This is a genomic window from Photobacterium sp. GB-210 (assembly GCF_003026075.1).
GTDB lineage: Bacteria > Pseudomonadota > Gammaproteobacteria > Enterobacterales > Vibrionaceae > Photobacterium.
In genome coordinates this window covers 360,589-378,733 of record NZ_PYNU01000002.1, presented here as the reverse complement: position 1 = coordinate 378,733, position 18,145 = coordinate 360,589, and the positions used below count along the sequence as shown (strand labels likewise).

Here is an 18,145-nt window from a genome sequence, read left to right as displayed (position 1 = left end):
TAAAAACTGCCCGATTTCACAAGCTTTTAAGCAGATAAAACCGTATCTGATGCTAGGAATAACGACAACCATCAGGTAGTATTTACAGCTACGTTTTTTACCCATCATGAGCGAAATAAGTAATTATGGCTGCCAATCCAAGAAAAATTCTGGTTACCTGTGCCCTACCGTATGCTAACGGTTCTATCCACTTAGGTCACATGCTTGAGCATGTACAAGCGGATATTTGGGTTCGCTATCAGCGCCTACGCGGCAACGAAGTTCATTTCATTTGTGCCGACGATGCACACGGAACTCCAATCATGCTTAAGGCCCAGCAGATGGGTATGGAACCTGAGCAAATGATTGCCGAAGTGAGCAAAGAGCACCAAGCTGATTTTGCTGGCTTTGATATTGATTTTAGCAACTACCACAGCACACACTCACCAGAAAACCGTGAGTTAGCATCTTTTGTATATACCCAGCTAAAAGACAATGGCTTTATTACTAGCCGTACTATTTCTCAGCTTTTTGATCCTGAGAAAGAAATGTTCCTCCCGGATCGTTTCGTAAAAGGTACATGCCCTAAGTGTAAAGCCGAAGACCAATACGGTGACAACTGCGATAACTGTGGTGAAACATACAGCCCAACAGATTTAATCAATCCAAAGTCAGCCGTTTCTGGTGCTACACCAGTCATGAAAGATTCTGAGCACTTCTTCTTCGACCTGCCTCAATTTGAAAGCATGTTAAAAGAATGGACTAAATCTGGTGCTCTTCAAGAAGAAACATCGAACAAGATGCAAGAGTGGTTCGAGTCAGGACTGCAACAGTGGGATATTTCTCGTGACGCTCCTTACTTCGGCTTTGAAATTCCAGGTGAGACCGGCAAATACTTCTATGTATGGCTGGACGCACCAATTGGCTATATGGGTTCATTTAAAAACCTATGTGACAAGCGCGACGATCTAAACTTCGATGAGTTCTGGAATAAAGATAGCTCAACAGAGCTATACCACTTCATCGGTAAAGACATTGTTTACTTCCACAGCCTATTCTGGCCTGCGATGCTAGATGGTGCAGGGTTCCGTAAACCAAACAATGTATTCGTACACGGCTACGTAACAGTAAACGGTGCGAAAATGTCTAAGTCTAAAGGCACGTTCATCAAAGCCGGCACTTATCTAAAACACCTAGATCCAGAATGTCTACGCTACTATTACGCTGCCAAACTAAACAGCCGTATTGATGATCTGGATTTAAATCTAGAAGACTTCACACAGCGTGTTAACAGTGATGTAGTAAACAAGATTGTTAACCTTGCATCTCGTAATGCAGGCTTCATCGCTAAACGTTTCGATGGCAAGTTATCTGATAATTTCGTTGAACCTGAGCTATATGCAGAATTCGTTGAAGCCGCTGATCGTATCGGTGAGTTATACGAAAGCCGTGAATACGGTCGTGCAATTCGTGAAATCACAGCACTTGCTGATAAAGCAAACCAATATGTTGATGAAAAAGCACCTTGGGTTGTTGCGAAACAAGAAGGTAAAGACCAAGAGTTACAAGAAATTTGTACTGTGGGTATCAACCTATTCCGCGTGCTAATGGCTTATCTGAAGCCCGTCATGCCAAAACTGACTGAGCGTAGTGAAGCATTCCTAAACGAAACACTAACTTGGGAAACAATTGCCAAGCCGCTAACAGCTCACGAAGTAACGAAGTTTAAAGCTCTATTTAATCGTATCGATCCTGCACACGTTGCAGCAATGGTTGAATCATCGAAAGAAGAAGCTGCAGCAGATAAAGCCGCTGCTGAAGCCGCTGCAAAGCCAGCAAGCCCTTTAGCTGATGAACCAATTGAAGCTGAAATCGAATTTGACGATTTTGCTAAAGTTGATATGCGTATCGCTAAGATTGTATCTTGTGAAGAAGTACCAAAGGCAAACAAACTGCTTAAATTCCAATTAGATATTGGCGGTGAAATGCGCCAAGTATTCTCTGGTATTAAAGCAGCTTATGAGCCAGAAGAGCTTGTAGGTAAGCTAACAGTTGTTGTTGCTAACCTGAAGCCTCGTAAGATGAAGTTTGGCATGTCTGAAGGCATGATCCTAGCAGCAGGCCCTGGTGGTAAAGATCTTTGGATCCTTGAACCACACGAAGGCGCACAGCCAGGTATGCGTGTAATGTAATTTACACCTCTCCTCTATAAAAGGGCACTGTCTGTGCCCTTTTTTATTGTCACCACCCATCAAAAATGGATGTAAATTCACATCTTTAGAATAAAAATTCAATCGATAACTAATAAAACATTTTAATTTTATAAAATAAACATTAGTGAAATAGCTTAATGCTCTGAAATAGTACTATTTTCTTACAGAATGAGAGTTAACAACGCCTATTAGCTAGCGTTATATATAAGATAAAAGCGTGACCAACCCGATATAAAAACCACTCAAATGTTAAAATATAGTTAATATTACCCTTATTTAACTTTAAATAAATATAAAAAACGTGACTCAAGCCATATAGTTAATATTTGATCGTATTTTTGCTTTGGTTGAAACATTGAAGTGCTGATAGTCTCTTTGTGGCTCTGATATATAGATGGACAGAGTGAATAATTATAAGGAAAATTCAATGTCAACGACAAAGAAAAAAATGTCCCTCACCTCCCGAGTGATCCTCGGTATGGTACTGGGTATTCTAACAGGATTTTTAATTCGCACCTTTTTAGCTGATATCTCTTTTATCCACGAATACATCGTTAACGGTTTGTTTGATGTAGGTGGCAAAATTTTCATTGCCAGCTTAAAGATGCTTGTAGTACCTCTTGTCTTTGTATCACTGGTTTGTGGTACTAGCTCATTAAAAGATATTGCAACATTAGGCCGCCTTGGTGGTAAAACAGTCTTGTTCTATCTTGCAACAACTGCCATTGCTATTACCCTAGCGCTTTTCCTTGCTAATGTTTTCCAACCAGGCGCTGGTGCAGATTTAAGCGCAGCAACAACATTTGCCGCAAAAGAAGCACCAACGCTAGGTAGCGTTATTGTCGGTATGTTCCCAACTAACCCAATAAGCTCTATGGCAAATGGTAATACTCTGCAAATTATTGTCTTTGCCGTATTATTCGGTATCGCAATTAGCGCTGCGGGTAAACCAGGTGAACGTATTGCTGAAGTTTTCAAAGATCTTAATGAAGTGATCATGAAGCTTGTAGCGTTGCTAATGAACATTGCACCATTCGGTGTGTTCTTCCTAATGGCTAAGCTATTTACAGGATTAGGTCTAGATGCAATCTTTAACCTAATTAACTACTTCTTAGTCCTTGTTGCAGCGCTACTTATCCACGGTTTAGTAACATACAGTGCGATGCTAAAGATCTTTACCGGTCTAAGCCCTATTACTTTCCTAAAGAAAATGGAAGATGCGGTGATGTTTGCTTTCTCAACGGCATCATCAAATGCAACGATTCCAGTTACCATGGAAACAGCAACCAAACGTCTTGGCGTAAATAATAAGATTGCTTCATTTACAGTACCGCTAGGTGCAACCATTAATATGGATGGCACGGCTATCATGCAAGGTGTCGCGACAGTATTTATTGCTCAAGCGTTCAACATTGACCTAAGCATGGGTGACTACATTGCCGTTATTGTAACTGCAACACTAGCCTCTATTGGTACTGCGGGTGTTCCTGGTGTCGGCTTGATCATGCTGGCCATGGTACTAAACCAAGTCGGTCTTCCGGTTGAAGGTATTGCAATCATCATGGGTGTTGACCGCCTACTTGATATGATCCGTACCGCTGTCAATATTACTGGTGACTCTGTAGTAACATGTATTGTTGCTAAGAGTGAAAACGAGATTGATATTGAACGCTTCAATGATCCTGCTGCTGCAGTTAAAGATGAAGAAGTTAAATTTCATCCTCTAAAGCAAAGCTCATAATTCGGTAATTCTCATTGTATAAGGCGCCTTTATGGCGCCTTTTTTATTTCACTATTTTGGTGCACTTGAACCAAGTTAGCTCACAAGACACCGTTACACCATATTTAACTTGTTGTTTTAATTAAAATATATTAACGGCATGACGATTGCTTACTTACTAAAAGAATAAGAGTAATTAAAGGGCTATTTATGTGGTTGATCATAGCTGCCATTATTTCACTATTAACGATTGGATATATCACTTGGAAAACAAATAAAAATAACACCCAATTACAACTACAATTTGATCAAATAATGCAGCTCAGAGAACTGATACAATTCATTCGTTATCACCGCCGCTATTGCCATCAAAAAATTATAAGTAACAATATGGATAATAAGATCCATGAATCTGTTAAGCGTAAAAGGCATGCTTTAAAGCAAACACTCTCAATATTAATTTATCAAGCTGACACCAATCACAAACCGATGTTTCGGATATTGAGACAAGAAATACAGCGTTTATTTACAGATTGTCCTCACTACTCTTTACAGCGCAGCCAAGCCGTACATGGCAGAATTATTCGACACATTATGTATCTGATTGATGATGTTATTAGTTCTAGCTTGCTTACAGCCGAAAAAGACACCACTTTCGAACATTATCAAACCGCTTGGCCTATTACATTAAATTCACTGGATAGTTTAAATAGATTCCGCTGGACGATTGAACACTGTCCTTTAGAAAGCAAAAGCTATGCGCGCGAGTTAGAAATGCATGTAAAAATGATCCAACGAAGGCTTGGGCAGATATCGATGATAAGCCAACAGACGCCACCTGTTTGGCCTATTGAAAAGCTCCTACAAAAATTTCATGAAATACAATTTCATAACCAAGATAAAAATAAACTTAAAGAAGAGCTTTATCTTTATTCAATTCAGATCTCAGACACTATTTTCCAGTTCTTCGATCTTATTATCAATGATATTGCTGATGATCTTGCTATAACAGTTCCAAACATAACGACATGTGCCATTAATTTTGATCACAACAAGCAGACATAAAAAAACCCAGCACGATGGCTGGGTTTTCAAACGACAAATCAGTGATTAACCGATGTGAGTCATACCGTTCATGTACTTACGAAGTACTTCAGGGATCTCGATACGACCGTCAGCCTGCTGATTATTTTCTAAAATAGCAACCATTGTACGACCAACAGCAAGACCAGAACCGTTTAATGTGTGTAGAAGCTCAGGCTTCTTCTCACCTTTACGACGGAAACGTGCTTGCATACGACGAGCTTGGAAATCCCACATGTTAGAACAAGAAGAAATTTCACGGTACGTTTCTTGAGCAGGAACCCATACTTCAAGATCATAGGTTTTACATGAGCCAAAGCCCATATCGCCAGTACAAAGAACCACTTTACGGTATGGAAGCTCTAGAAGCTGTAGTACTTTCTCAGCGTGACCTGTTAACTCTTCTAGTGCAGCCATTGAATCTTCAGGTTTCGTAATTTGTACAAGCTCAACTTTATCGAACTGGTGCATACGAATAAGGCCACGAGTATCACGACCGTAAGAACCTGCTTCAGAACGGAAGCATGGTGTATGTGCCGTCATCTTAACAGGAAGATCCGCTTCATCAGTGATGGTATCACGCATCATGTTTGTTACAGGTACTTCAGCTGTTGGGATCAATGATAGAACGCGAGGTTCTTCATCATTTACTTTTTCAGTTAAAGGCTGTGTATGGAACAAGTCTTCACCGAACTTCGGAAGCTGACCTGTGCCAAATAAGCTATCTGCATTTACTAGGTACGGTACATACATTTCTGTGTAGCCGTGCTCTTCGGTATGAAGATCAAGCATAAACTGTGCAATTGCACGGTGTAAGCGCGCAAATTGACCTTTCATAACGATAAAGCGTGCGCCGGTAATTTTTACAGCACTCGCAAAATCAAGACCACCCGCCATTTCACCCAGATCTACGTGATCTTTCACATCGAAGTCATAAGCTTTTGGTTCACCCCAACGAGAAATTTCTACGTTTTCAGACTCGTCTTTACCAACAGGTACAGAATCATCTGGGATGTTTGGTACAGATTGTGTAATAACATCAAGCTCCGCTTGTAACTCAGCTAACGCTTTTTTCGCGTCATCAAGCTCAGAACCTAGGTTACCCACTTCAGCCATAATACGCTCGGCTTCTTCGTGATCACCTTTCGCTTTTGCCTGACCAATCGACTTCGATCGCGAGTTACGTTGAGCTTGAAGCTCTTCTGTCTTCACTTGAAGGGATTTACGCTTCTCTTCAAGGTTACGTAAAGTTTCTACATCAAGGTTAAAACCACGACGCGCGAGTTTTTCAGCTGTTTCATCCAGCTCTGTTCGAAGTAATTTAGAATCTAGCATGCTAATCCTGTGCTCTTAATATTCTGAAATGCACGTTATTTAGACGATTTTTATCAAAATAGTCTGTAATTAGGAAGGCAGTTCTCACATGGAACTGCCAGTCGTTTAACGATACCCAAAAAGCCTTATTATTGGTAGCGCTTTAACGGGCTTTTTGCATCTAATGAAGCAAGATAATCCAACTTTTCGGATATTTTCATTTCTAAACCACGGTTTGATGGTTGGTAATAAACCCGATCACGGATTTCACGCGGTAGATACACTTCACCTGCCGCATAAGCCCCTGCTTCATCATGGGCATAACGATATCCTTCACCATAACCTAATTCTTTCATTAACTTGGTCGGCGCATTACGTAAATGATGAGGGACTTCAAAATCGGGAAATTCGCGCGCATCAGCTTTGGCAAGATTAAACGCCACATAAACCGCATTACTTTTCGCCGCACATGCTAAGTACACAATCGCTTGTGCTATGGCTCGCTCACCTTCATAAGCGCCAACACGGGTGTAACAGTCCCACGCAGAAACCGCGACTTGCATCGCACGAGGATCAGCATTACCAATATCTTCTGAAGCAATAGCTAATAGGCGACGAGCCACATATAGCGGATCACAGCCTGCTTGGAGCATACGTGCAAACCAATACAAAGCACCATCAGGATTAGAACCTCGAATTGATTTATGCACCGCTGAGATCATGTCGTACCAAAGATCACCTTTGTTATCAAAGCGCGCAACCTTTTCGCCTGTGACTTCCGCCAATAATTCGACCGTTATTTGCTTAATGCCTTCATCATCTTCTTCAGCCATATCAATAAGCTGCTCAAGATAATTTAAAGACATACGCGCGTCACCACGAACAAACTCAGCTAATTTTTCTTTAATATCATCCGCAAAGTGTAAATTCGTTTCAGTTACCCCTCGCTCTTTATCCGTTAATGCTTGTTCAATCACTTGCAAGATCTCATCATCCTCAAGTGACTTTAACTTATAAACTCGAGCGCGAGAGAGTAATGCATTATTAAGCTCAAACGATGGGTTTTCCGTCGTTGCACCAATAAATGTTACAGTACCATCTTCAATATGCGGTAAAAACGCATCTTGCTGACTTTTATTAAAACGATGCACCTCATCAACAAATAAAATAGTGCGACGTCCCGCCATTTTATTGTCACGAGCCTTATCAATTGCAGCTCGAATATCTTTAATACCGGATGTTACAGCAGACACACGCTCTACTTCAGCGTTGGCATAATGTGCAGCGACTTCTGCTAATGTCGTTTTTCCTGTACCCGGTGGCCCCCACAAAATCATTGAATGTAGTTGCCCGCCTTCTAAGGCTCGACGTAAGGGTTTTCCTTGTCCCAAAATATGTTGCTGACCGATATATTCTTCGACTGTTCGAGGTCGCATTCTTGCGGCTAGCGGCCTGAAATCAGAAGAAAAATCAAGGCTGAAGTTATTCAAAATAACCACTCCCATAAACAGAAAAAGGTGGCTAACAGCCACCTATACAATTTAGATAAACAATACATACACGCTAACTCATAGCATCATATCGATTGTTTTTTCATTGACGTTGGTCATCCAGTTCTACCCCTTTCGGTGGCGTAAACTTAAATAAGTCTGCCGCTGGTGTAGTACGTGTAAATTTAGATAATGTGTAGTTACTGCGTTGCCCGTCACTCTCAACTACAGAGAAATTACGCACTTGACCATCTTTAGATACTGTCACGATAAACTCTTTCATCGAAGAGGTTTTATCTTTCGGCGTTAAGGTAAAAGTATCTACTAATTGCTTCACATTATAACGCGACCAGTCTTTTTCATTATTACGTGTTAACAAAACAAACGGTGTTTGTTCTGTTGCATCTTTTAGCCACATTGCCGTGACCTGTTCAACGAATGGGCTGTAATACCATACTGTTTTACCATCGGAGACTAACAAGCTTGCATCCGGTGTTTTAGTATCCCAACGGAATAAATTAGGGCGCTTAATGGATAAATCGCCAGTCCCATCAACCAATATTTCACCGTCAGGACTTATCACTTTCTGAGTAAAGTTAGCACTAAAGGCATTAACTTTATCAAGTCGGCTACTTAATGCTTGTTGTGGCGTAGCCCAAGCACTTGTTGTTGCAAGCATTGGAACGGCAACTAATATACTTAGCCATAACTTTTTCATCATATTCGCTTACCTCTATTAAAGTAAACCGCCGAACATACTATGCGCAGCGGTTTAAATTACGCTATAAATTTACTGACAGCAAGGTGTCGGTTTATTCATTAATCGTGGATCTGTACTGGCGCAGGTGCTAGTACTTCTCGGTTTGAATTGTGCCCCGGCGGACTAACAATGCCATGCGCTTCTAATTGCTCAACAATTCGCGCTGCGCGGTTATAACCAATTTTAAAGCGGCGCTGAACACCCGATACTGATGCGCGACGCGTTTCAGTGACAAATGCAGCTACTTCATCAAACAGTTGATCGATATCATCATCACCACCAGTGGATGTTTCACCCGGCAATAGACTTTCTGAACCTTGGTCTGAGCTTAGAATACTATCTATATATTGTGGTTTACCACGCGCTTTCCAATCATTCACCACGTTATGTACATCATCATCCGATGCAAATGCACCGTGAACACGTGTTGTATGGCTTTGACCTGGTGGTAAGTACAGCATATCACCCATACCAAGCAAGGATTCTGCACCACCTTGATCAAGAATGGTACGTGAATCTGTTTTGGTCGATACCGTAAATGCCATACGCGTAGGAATATTTGCTTTAATTAAGCCGGTAATAACATCTACAGATGGGCGCTGAGTAGCAAGTACTAAGTGGATACCTGCCGCACGTGCTTTTTGAGCGAGACGCGCGATAAGCTCTTCAACTTTCTTACCAACAACCATCATCAAGTCAGCAAATTCATCGATGATAACCACAATACTCGGCATTTTTTCAAGTAATGGTGGATATTCATCCATGGTATCGCCTGGCTGCCATAATGGATCATGAATAGGGAAACCCGCCGCTGCCGCTTCCTCTAACTTATCGTTGAAGCCCGCTAGGTTACGTACTCCACATTTCGCCATGAGCTTATAACGACGTTCCATTTCACCAACACACCAACGCAAGGCATTGCCGGCATCTTTCATGTCAGTTACGACTTCCGTTAATAGATGCGGTATACCTTCATAAATAGATAATTCCAACATCTTTGGATCGATCATAATAAAGCGACAATCTTCAGGCTTACACTTGTATAGTAAGCTCAAGATCATTACGTTTACACCAACTGATTTACCCGATCCCGTCGTACCCGCAACCAGTAAGTGAGGCATTTTACTTAGATCAGCCACAACAGCTTCACCAGCGATATCGCTACCTAAAACAATCGGTAATGGACCATCCATATTCTGAAAACGCTCACTGGCGACCACTTCAGACATGTATACCGTTTCTCGACCTTTGTTCGGCAGCTCTAAACCAATATATGGTTTACCCGGAATAGCCTCAACGACACGTACAGCCATCACAGACAACGCACGCGCTAAGTCTTTTGCTAAACCAGAGATGCGACTGACTTTCACACCTGGCGCTAAATCTAATTCAAAGCGGGTAATAACTGGCCCCGGATAAATCCCTTTCACCTGCGCTTTAATTTTATAATCAACTAACTTAGATTCAATTAACGCAGCTGTCGCTTGCAGCTCTTCTTCAGAAGCAGGCTCCACAGTGCGACGCGCTGGTTGCAATAAATCTAATGTCGGCATTGGTGACGTTGGCGCCGGAAGATCAACTTCTGTTTGCATTAAAAACGGATTATCTAATCCAGCCAAATGCGCTTGTTCTTTTTGTAAATCACGAATATTTTGTAAAAACGCTTCCTGATCGGCTTTTTCTTTTTGTTCTGGTGTTAACGCAACCGCTTCACCACGCTCTAGTTCAGACATACCATCTTGCACACCAATTTCAATATCACTTCCAGGAACTGGCTGTGATGTTGTTGGTTGTGGAGCGACAACTTGCGACGCTACTGGTGTTGTCTGTTGAACAGCCATAGATTCTTCAGCTTGACTTAGTTCAGCAACATTCTGCTGTGAAGAATGATAAGCAGGAGCAGCAGTTACTGCTGATTCAGCCGCTTCAATTGCACTTTGCGTATACTCATCCACTGGAACAGTAAAATCTTCATTTTTATCCAGTTCACGTTCTAAATCCTCAATCGAAAGACCGCGAGGCTGAGTAGCTGGCTGCTGAACTGTCTCTTGTTGCTGTTGAACAGGCTGACTTACCACAGGTTGTTGAACAGCAGCTTGCGGTTGTACCACTGGCTGACTTACAACAGGTTGTTGAACAGCTGCTTGTGGTTGTACCACTGGCTGACTTACAACAGGTTGTTGAACAGCAGTTTGCGGTTGTGCCACTGGCTGACTTACCACAGGTTGTTGAACAGCTGGTTGCGGTTGTACCGCGGGCTGACTTATCACAGATTGTTGAACAGCTGGTTGCGGTTGTGCCGCGGGCTGACTTACAACAGGTTGTTGAACAGCAGTTTGCGGTTGTGCCGCGGGCGGGCTGACAACAGGTTCACTCGTTTCTAACAACGGGTCACGTGTCACATCAGAATTCGGTCGAACAATCTTATAAGGTGAAGATTCGACTTCTTTTGCATTATTATCTAATGGTTCGTTATTAACATAAGATGATAATAACGGGTCATCTTCATCATCAACGTCACTTATGTGTGCCATGTAAGGCATTTCTGATTCATCAGGGATTTCGGTTGCAAAAGGTCGCATAACCTCATGTTTATCTGAGCGGAATTTATTTAAAAACCATGTTAACGAAGCAAGCGTCTTCTCACCTAATGTATCAACAATTGATATCCATGAAATACCCGAGAACAATGTAAAGCCAATAGCCCAAATAAACATTAATACTAATGTTGTACCAAGCACATTAAGCAATGGCATAGAGATGTTTGAAACAACATCTCCCACGACTCCACCCGATGAAAAGTACCAAATATCGTCAAAGTTTAAATCAGCAAGACCACAGCTAGTTAATAGCAATAAAATTAGACCTAAAAGACGAGTGCCGTAAACCATATAATCGTGAGATAAACTTTTTGAACGGCGACGAAATAAATAATAGCCAAGTAAGACTATTAAGGCAGGAAAAACATAGGCTAATGAACCAAAACTGAAGAAGAATGTATCAGCCACTAAAGCGCCAAACGCGCCAGCTTTATTCTGAACAACCCCTTCCCAAGCAGTTTGTGACCATGATGGATCTGCAGGGTTAAATGTTACCAATGCCACCATAATATAAATAGCAGCTAAAATACTGATGATTAAAAAACCTTCAACAATGCGTTGTGTACCTGACAAACGCATCTGGGACAGTTTTTTACCTTTAATTTTCCTCAAGGATAACTCCGATGTCTCTATAAAACTCAAAATTTTGCCAGAAATCTAAGACATTCATCGAATAATACTAATATCTATAGCCAAATGCGCTATAAAGTTTAGCTAAATATAAGAAATACAATGTCATTGTCTCAATGCCACTATTCTATACTAAATGCGTGCATTGTCTGTGTACCGAAAAAGCTTTTAGTGAAAAATTTTCTCTCGCCCCAGATAATAAGGTACAGATAGCTATTTTAGACGCCCAATAGATAAAAAAATTCATCACTATGTCAATTTGATTCACTTTTTGTCCAATTAACCACCACTATGAATAAATTAACATATCGTACAAACAAAACGAGCGGCTAAATAGCCGCTCGTTTATTTATTCTGCTTATACTCAGAAATACACTTATCGTGTTTTAATCACTAGATTATTTGACTGTTTAACTTCTTCCATTACAACGTACGTACGCGTGTCATTTACACCCGGTAGACGCAACAAGGTTTCACCAAGAAGCTTACGGTATGCTGACATATCAGATACACGTGTTTTTAATAAGTAGTCAAAATCACCAGAAACAAGATGACATTCTTGAATATCTTCAAGCTCTTGAACTGATTTATTGAACTGTTCAAATACATCTGGTGCACCGCGATTTAGTGTGATTTCTACAAACACTAATAATGAAGCATCAAGAAACTGTGGGTTAAGCAATGCAGTATAACCACTGATATAACCTTGACGCTCTAAACGACGTACACGCTCAAGACAAGGTGTTGGGGATAAACCAACACGCTTTGATAGCTCAACATTTGAAATTCTGCCGTCTTTTTGAAGTTCATTCAAAATATTACGGTCAATGCGATCCAATTCCTTGGATGGTTTCTTTTTGGTATCTACCATTTTTTATTCCACCTTCTTACTTCCTTGCAAAAAAATATACTACATTTTATCTATTTTTAGAATCAAATAAGCCAAAAGTCAAAATTAATGATCAATAATCACCTATAAATTGACATGTAACCTAGACAAATTGACTGCTTAACATTATTTTCATGGCAGTTTGATCTTTATAATTCACTACCCGCTCATGTTCCTTGCACAATATTGCCAGCTACAGTCTTGCCGCATGCTAAAAATTGAATATTTATCACCCGCCTATCCTATAATTTCAGGTGCGCATCATTATGTAGTTATAGAAATTTTTACCAGATAAGAAATGATTGTCAAAGTAAAACAGCAGTAAAATTCGTATTAATCACTACGAAAACGCATAAAAAACACCTAAAACATGTATCTTTGACTCCATTCTATTTGCGACAAAGAGCATTATCATATGAATAATTAACCATATAAAAACACCTAATATCTAGTCGACCATTTTTTAATCAAGGTTTCTTTGCTAACGTTCTTTCTTTTATTCTCAATAAAAAACAATAAAATTATCATTAAAAATCAAATGATTAAAAACAAATTATGCATCAACCTGTACATTCGACATAGCTAACGCGGTTAAATATAAAACAATTGATAATAAAAAAATGACGCGATAAAAATATAATCTGATTTTTCAATTTTATGTTTTTTACTTATTCATTTTCTTTCGTATTTTTTTGTGACCTATGTAACGTTTTATTTATTAACCTCTTTGTCTTTACTTAACGTTTTTTTTTCATATATAACGACAAATTAGCAATAACCTATTCTTAATTCGACTCTTCCTTTACGTCTGCAATTTACCTACAATCAATTCTCAATAACAATAATCTCATTCAGCCTGGAGAAGAAATGAGTAACGTAAAACATTGTGAACTGCTCATCCTTGGTTCTGGTCCTGCGGGCTACACCGCTGCAGTATATGCAGCACGTGCAAATTTAAACCCTGTGATGATCACTGGTATGCAGCAAGGCGGTCAATTAACTACGACGACAGAAGTAGAAAACTGGCCTGGAGATGCTGATGATCTCACCGGTCCTGCGCTAATGGATCGCATGAAAGCACACGCAGAAAAATTCAATACGGAAATTATTACCGACTACATTGTTGAAACGGATTTCAGCCAACGTCCTTTTTTATTAAAAGGTGAAAGCAATACTTACACGTGTAATGCGCTAATTATCTCAACAGGCGCTTCAGCAAAATACATTGGCTTAGAATCAGAGGAAGCATTTAAAGGCCGTGGCGTTTCTGCATGTGCGACTTGTGACGGTTTCTTTTATCGCAGTCAAAAAGTAGCAGTTGTCGGTGGCGGTAATACAGCTGTTGAAGAGGCGCTTTATCTATCAAATATCGCCTCTGAAGTTCACCTTATCCACCGTCGTGATTCTTTCCGCTCAGAAAAAATTCTGATTGATCGTCTCATGGATAAAGTCGCTAATGGCAATATCATACTGCATACAGATCGTACTTTAGACGAAGTACTTGGTGATGATATGGGGGTTACTGGTCTTCGTCTTAAAGATACTCATTCTAACGCCACTGAAGAGTTAGAGGTTATGGGTGTGTTCATTGCAATTGGCCACCAGCCAAATACCGCTATTTTTGAAGGTCAATTAGACATGGAAAATGGCTATATTAAAGTGCAGTCAGGCTTAAATGGTAATGCAACACAGACAAGCATTGAAGGCATTTTTGCAGCTGGTGACGTTATGGATCATAACTACCGCCAAGCAATTACCTCTGCAGGAACTGGTTGTATGGCTGCGCTTGATGCAGAACGTTACCTTGACGCCCAATAATCAGTAAACGTCCAAACCGCCACTCATGAAGTCGCGGTTTGTTTATCTCATAGTTAAATGTATGCTCACCATTTAACTATGAGCTACCCACCGTTAATACCGTAATGAAACCCTTATATGGATAAACAATTACATCGCGATTTAACCAAATGGCTTAAATCCCAAAGCAAGTTAGCAAAACGCTGGCTTATGCTAAGTATTGGATTAGGCTTTTTGTCTGGTTTACTGCTTGTTGGACAAGCAGCATTACTTGCAAGTATTCTGCATCAACTGATTATTGAACATACTGATAAATACTCTCTTATTAATCAATTTATTGGTTTATTTGTTATTATCGGTTTGCGTTCCCTATGTAGTTGGGGAAGAGAAATTTTTGGTTACCGTTGCGGCGAACAAATACGGTTACATATACGCCAATTAATTCTTAACCGCTTACAAAACTTAGGCCCCGCTTATATTAAAGGGAAACCTGCTGGCACATGGGCAAGTCTTGTTCTTGAGCAAGTAGAAGAAATGCAAGATTTCTTTGCTCGCTATCTACCCCAGATGTCACTATCCGTTCTTATTCCTGTCGTTATTTTATTTGTCGTTTTCCCCTTAAACTGGGCAGCGGGGTTAATATTCTTACTCACCGCACCACTTGTTCCTTTATTTATGGCACTGGTTGGCTTAGGTGCTGCAGATGCTAACCGCCGAAATTTTAAGGCATTACAGCGTTTATCAGGGCACTTTTACGATCGTCTTCAAGGGCTATCTACCCTGCGTTTATTTGATCGTGCAGAGGCTGAAGCAGAGAACCTGAATGCCGCTTCACACGTACTTCGTAAACGAACAATGGAAGTCCTTCGTCTTGCTTTCTTATCTTCAGCAGTATTAGAGTTCTTCTCTGCTATTTCTGTTGCTATTGTTGCGGTTTACTTCGGTTTTGCTTTTATCGGTGAATTAAATTTCGGTAACTACGGTATCCCTATTACTTTATTTACTGGTTTGTTCATTCTGGTTCTTGCGCCCGAGTTTTACCAACCGCTACGTGATCTTGGTACTTTCTATCATGCCAAGGCACAAGCTATTGGTGCGGCAGAATCTATCGTTGAGTTTCTAAATATTGAAGCAGACGAAATGACGGATGGCACTAAAACATTAACAACGCCAGAGAAAATACAAATATCAGTGACCGAATTAGAAGTATTAAGTCCTGAAGGTCAAAAGCTTGCAGGTCCACTGACATTTGATATTAATGCCAATGAGCATGTGGCATTGGTTGGCCCTAGTGGTGCAGGTAAAACCAGTTTATTAAACGCCTTATTGGGGTTCCTACCCTATCGCGGCAGTATAAAAGTTAATGGGATTGAATTGAAAGAGCTTAACCACAGTGAATGGCGTCAAGCGATTAGCTGGGTTGGTCAAAACCCGTTACTTGTTCACGGTACGATTTATGAAAACATCACATTAGGTGATCAATTCGCGGAACAAGCCAAAGTGACTCAAGTAGCAAAAGAAGCTTACGCTGACGAATTCATTAATCGCTTAGAAAAAGGTTATCAACATCATGTCGGTGATCGTTCCGGTGGTTTATCTGTAGGTCAAGCGCAGCGTATTGCTGTTGCTCGCGCCATGTTACAACAAGGTGCGTTTTGGATTTTAGATGAGCCCACAGCCAGCCTTGATGCTAACAGTGAACGCTTAGTCCTTGAAAGTTTAGGTCGTGCTGTTGAGCAACACACCACATTGATGGTTAGCCACCGTTTAGATCAACTACATGCTATGGATCGTGTTCTTGTAATGGAGAATGGCCAACTTGTTCAAAACGGTTCGTTCGTAGAAATCAGTCAACATGGCTTACTGGCAGATATGCTAAGCCATACAGATAAGAGGGATCTCGATGCGTGATTTAATCCCTTACCTAAAACTTTACCGTAAGCACTGGTTTGGCTTAACACTCGGTATGCTCTTAGGTTTAGCTACAATTCTTGCCGCTATTAGTCTATTAACCCTATCCGGCTGGTTTATTGCCGCTTCTGCTGTTGCGGGTTTAACCATAGCGAGAGAAACATTCAACTACATGTTACCAGGGGCTGGGGTTCGTGGTTTCTCTATGGCTCGTACCGCAGGGCGCTGGGGGGAACGCGTTGTTAGCCACAATGCAACGTTTAAGCTCCTTGCTGATCTACGTTTATTTTTCTTTAGGAAACTCACACCACTGATCCCTGGCCGTCAAGCGAACCTACGTGATGCTGATTTGCTGAACCGTTTAGTTGCTGATGTTGATGCGATGGATCACATCTATCTAAGATTGGTTAGTCCTTTAGTGATTGGCGTATTAGGTATCGCTGCAATTACCGCATTTTTATCATGGTTTGATCCAACGATTGGCTTAACGCTTGGTGGGATATTGCTCTCATTAATGTTTATATTGCCTATTTTGTTTTACCACTTAGGTAAACGTAACGGTGAGCAACTGACAGTTGCAAAAGCGAACTACCGTGTAAAACTACTAGATTGGTTGCAAGGCCATGCAGAACTCTTGCTGTTTAATGCAGAACCTCGTTACCGCCAACAAGCAGAAGCAGAGCAAGACCAACTGCTTGCAGCTCAACGCAAAATGGCGAGTTTAACAGGCTTAGCAAATGGTATGTTGATGGCAGCCACAGGCTGGACCTTAGTGGTCATTCTGTGGATTGCTGCTGATGGTATTGGTGGCCATGCGCCCGATCCATTTGTAGCTATGGTCGCATTTGCAACCATGGCAAGCTTTGAGATGATGATGCCAGTTGCTGGTGCTTTCCAATACCTAGGGCAAACTATAACGTCAGCAAAACGCTTAAATGAAATCATTGAAGCGACACCTGATACGATCTTTGATCCAAACGGTTACCACGGTGATGCACAAGGTGAGCTAAAGATTGAAAATGTCAGCTACACCTATTACGGTAGCACTCAGACTGTTGTGAAGAATGTATCAATAGACTTAAAACAAGGTGAAAAACTGGCATTACTAGGGCGAACAGGTTGTGGTAAATCAACCTTACTTCAACTGCTCACGCGTAGTTGGGATCCTCAACAAGGTCAAATATCCATTGATGGCAAACCACTTCCAACATGGAGTGAAAGTGCTCTACGTAAAGCAATTACCGTGGTTAGCCAACGTGTTGATATCTTCAATGGTTCATTGCGTGAAAACCTTGTGTTAGCAAAACCCAACGGCACTGATGCTGAATTTACCGAGGCATTAATTCAAGTCGGCCTATCAACCCTACTTGAAGAGAAAGGATTAGATACTTGGTTAGGTGAAGGTGGACGTCAAATCTCTGGTGGTGAAAGACGCCGCTTAGGTATCGCTCGCGCACTACTTCATGATGCGCCTATCCTACTAATGGATGAGCCAACAGAAGGTCTTGATCGCCGAACTGAGCAGCAAATATTAGCCTTGTTACTCGAACATGCAAAAGATAAAACCGTACTCTTTATCACCCACCGATTAGTGGGACTCGATCAAATGGATCAAATCTGTTTAATGGATGAAGGTGAGATCATCGAACGCGGTAAACACCAAGCATTACTGGCACAAAACGGTCGTTATGCAGAATTGTGTAATCGTATCTAAGTACTGTAATAGCTAAAATAAATAAAGGCGATATCTGACTGTATC

11 protein-coding genes are annotated in these 18,145 nt (G+C 40.9%); 6 read left to right on the top strand and 5 right to left on the bottom strand.

Annotated features, from left to right (window positions below; translation table 11 throughout):
- The first annotated feature begins 125 nt into the window (after positions 1–125).
- From metG to C9J38_RS05330, 3 genes are all read left to right on the top strand, one after another.
- Positions 126–2,171 (top strand): methionine--tRNA ligase, encoded by a 2,046-nt coding sequence (gene metG / locus C9J38_RS05340; RefSeq protein ID WP_107206180.1) that lies wholly within the window; start codon positions 126–128, stop codon positions 2,169–2,171.
- 448 nt (positions 2,172–2,619) lie between these two features.
- Complete coding sequence (locus C9J38_RS05335) at positions 2,620–3,933, top strand: dicarboxylate/amino acid:cation symporter (protein ID WP_107206179.1); 1,314 nt, start codon at positions 2,620–2,622, stop codon at positions 3,931–3,933.
- 189 nt (positions 3,934–4,122) lie between these two features.
- Positions 4,123–4,977, top strand: a complete 855-nt coding sequence (locus tag C9J38_RS05330) for a hypothetical protein (protein WP_107206178.1) — start codon at positions 4,123–4,125, stop codon at positions 4,975–4,977.
- A 45-nt stretch (positions 4,978–5,022) separates the two neighbouring features.
- Here C9J38_RS05330 and serS read toward each other — a convergent pair whose 3' ends face one another.
- From serS to lrp, 5 genes are all read right to left on the bottom strand, one after another.
- Positions 5,023–6,330: a serine--tRNA ligase gene (serS, locus tag C9J38_RS05325; protein ID WP_107206177.1), complete on the bottom strand. Its 1,308-nt coding sequence runs from the start codon at positions 6,328–6,330 to the stop codon at positions 5,023–5,025.
- A 128-nt stretch (positions 6,331–6,458) separates the two neighbouring features.
- Positions 6,459–7,814, bottom strand: coding sequence for a replication-associated recombination protein A (locus tag C9J38_RS05320; protein ID WP_279615362.1), 1,356 nt, complete (start codon positions 7,812–7,814; stop codon positions 6,459–6,461).
- Positions 7,815–7,902: 88 nt separating this feature from the next.
- Positions 7,903–8,520 carry an outer membrane lipoprotein chaperone LolA gene (gene lolA / locus C9J38_RS05315; protein WP_107206176.1) on the bottom strand — a complete coding sequence of 206 codons (618 nt, stop codon included), beginning with the start codon at positions 8,518–8,520 and terminating at the stop codon, positions 7,903–7,905.
- Positions 8,521–8,618: 98 nt separating this feature from the next.
- Positions 8,619–11,738: a DNA translocase FtsK 4TM domain-containing protein gene (locus C9J38_RS05310; protein WP_107206175.1), complete on the bottom strand. Its 3,120-nt coding sequence runs from the start codon at positions 11,736–11,738 to the stop codon at positions 8,619–8,621.
- A 427-nt stretch (positions 11,739–12,165) separates the two neighbouring features.
- Positions 12,166–12,660 (bottom strand): leucine-responsive transcriptional regulator Lrp, encoded by a 495-nt coding sequence (gene lrp, locus C9J38_RS05305; RefSeq protein WP_005368765.1) that lies wholly within the window; start codon positions 12,658–12,660, stop codon positions 12,166–12,168.
- A gap of 885 nt (positions 12,661–13,545) precedes the next feature.
- On the opposite strand from lrp, the gene trxB reads away from it, so the two are divergent.
- The 3 genes from trxB (at position 13,546) to cydC (ending at position 18,100) form a co-directional block, all read left to right on the top strand.
- Positions 13,546–14,496 carry a thioredoxin-disulfide reductase gene (gene trxB / locus C9J38_RS05300; protein WP_107206174.1) on the top strand — a complete coding sequence of 317 codons (951 nt, stop codon included), beginning with the start codon at positions 13,546–13,548 and terminating at the stop codon, positions 14,494–14,496.
- Positions 14,497–14,613: 117 nt separating this feature from the next.
- Positions 14,614–16,386 carry a cysteine/glutathione ABC transporter permease/ATP-binding protein CydD gene (gene cydD / locus C9J38_RS05295; protein WP_107206173.1) on the top strand — a complete coding sequence of 591 codons (1,773 nt, stop codon included), beginning with the start codon at positions 14,614–14,616 and terminating at the stop codon, positions 16,384–16,386.
- Positions 16,379–18,100 (top strand): cysteine/glutathione ABC transporter ATP-binding protein/permease CydC, encoded by a 1,722-nt coding sequence (gene cydC / locus C9J38_RS05290; RefSeq protein WP_107206172.1) that lies wholly within the window; start codon positions 16,379–16,381, stop codon positions 18,098–18,100. Before cydD ends, cydC begins: the two co-directional genes overlap by 8 nt.
- Positions 18,101–18,145 lie beyond the last annotated feature (45 nt).

What these genes read in the sequence shown, in the direction of transcription:
- metG (WP_107206180.1), top strand. Translation starts at nt 126, where the DNA reads ATGGCTGCCAATCCAAGAAAAATTCTGGTTACCTGTGCCCTACCGTAT.
- C9J38_RS05335 (WP_107206179.1), top strand. Translation starts at nt 2,620, where the DNA reads ATGTCAACGACAAAGAAAAAAATGTCCCTCACCTCCCGAGTGATCCTC.
- C9J38_RS05330 (WP_107206178.1), top strand. Translation starts at nt 4,123, where the DNA reads ATGTGGTTGATCATAGCTGCCATTATTTCACTATTAACGATTGGATAT.
- serS (WP_107206177.1), bottom strand. Translation starts at nt 6,330, where the DNA reads ATGCTAGATTCTAAATTACTTCGAACAGAGCTGGATGAAACAGCTGAA.
- C9J38_RS05320 (WP_279615362.1), bottom strand. Translation starts at nt 7,814, where the DNA reads ATGGGAGTGGTTATTTTGAATAACTTCAGCCTTGATTTTTCTTCTGAT.
- lolA (WP_107206176.1), bottom strand. Translation starts at nt 8,520, where the DNA reads ATGATGAAAAAGTTATGGCTAAGTATATTAGTTGCCGTTCCAATGCTT.
- C9J38_RS05310 (WP_107206175.1), bottom strand. Translation starts at nt 11,738, where the DNA reads ATGCGTTTGTCAGGTACACAACGCATTGTTGAAGGTTTTTTAATCATC.
- lrp (WP_005368765.1), bottom strand. Translation starts at nt 12,660, where the DNA reads ATGGTAGATACCAAAAAGAAACCATCCAAGGAATTGGATCGCATTGAC.
- trxB (WP_107206174.1), top strand. Translation starts at nt 13,546, where the DNA reads ATGAGTAACGTAAAACATTGTGAACTGCTCATCCTTGGTTCTGGTCCT.
- cydD (WP_107206173.1), top strand. Translation starts at nt 14,614, where the DNA reads ATGGATAAACAATTACATCGCGATTTAACCAAATGGCTTAAATCCCAA.
- cydC (WP_107206172.1), top strand. Translation starts at nt 16,379, where the DNA reads ATGCGTGATTTAATCCCTTACCTAAAACTTTACCGTAAGCACTGGTTT.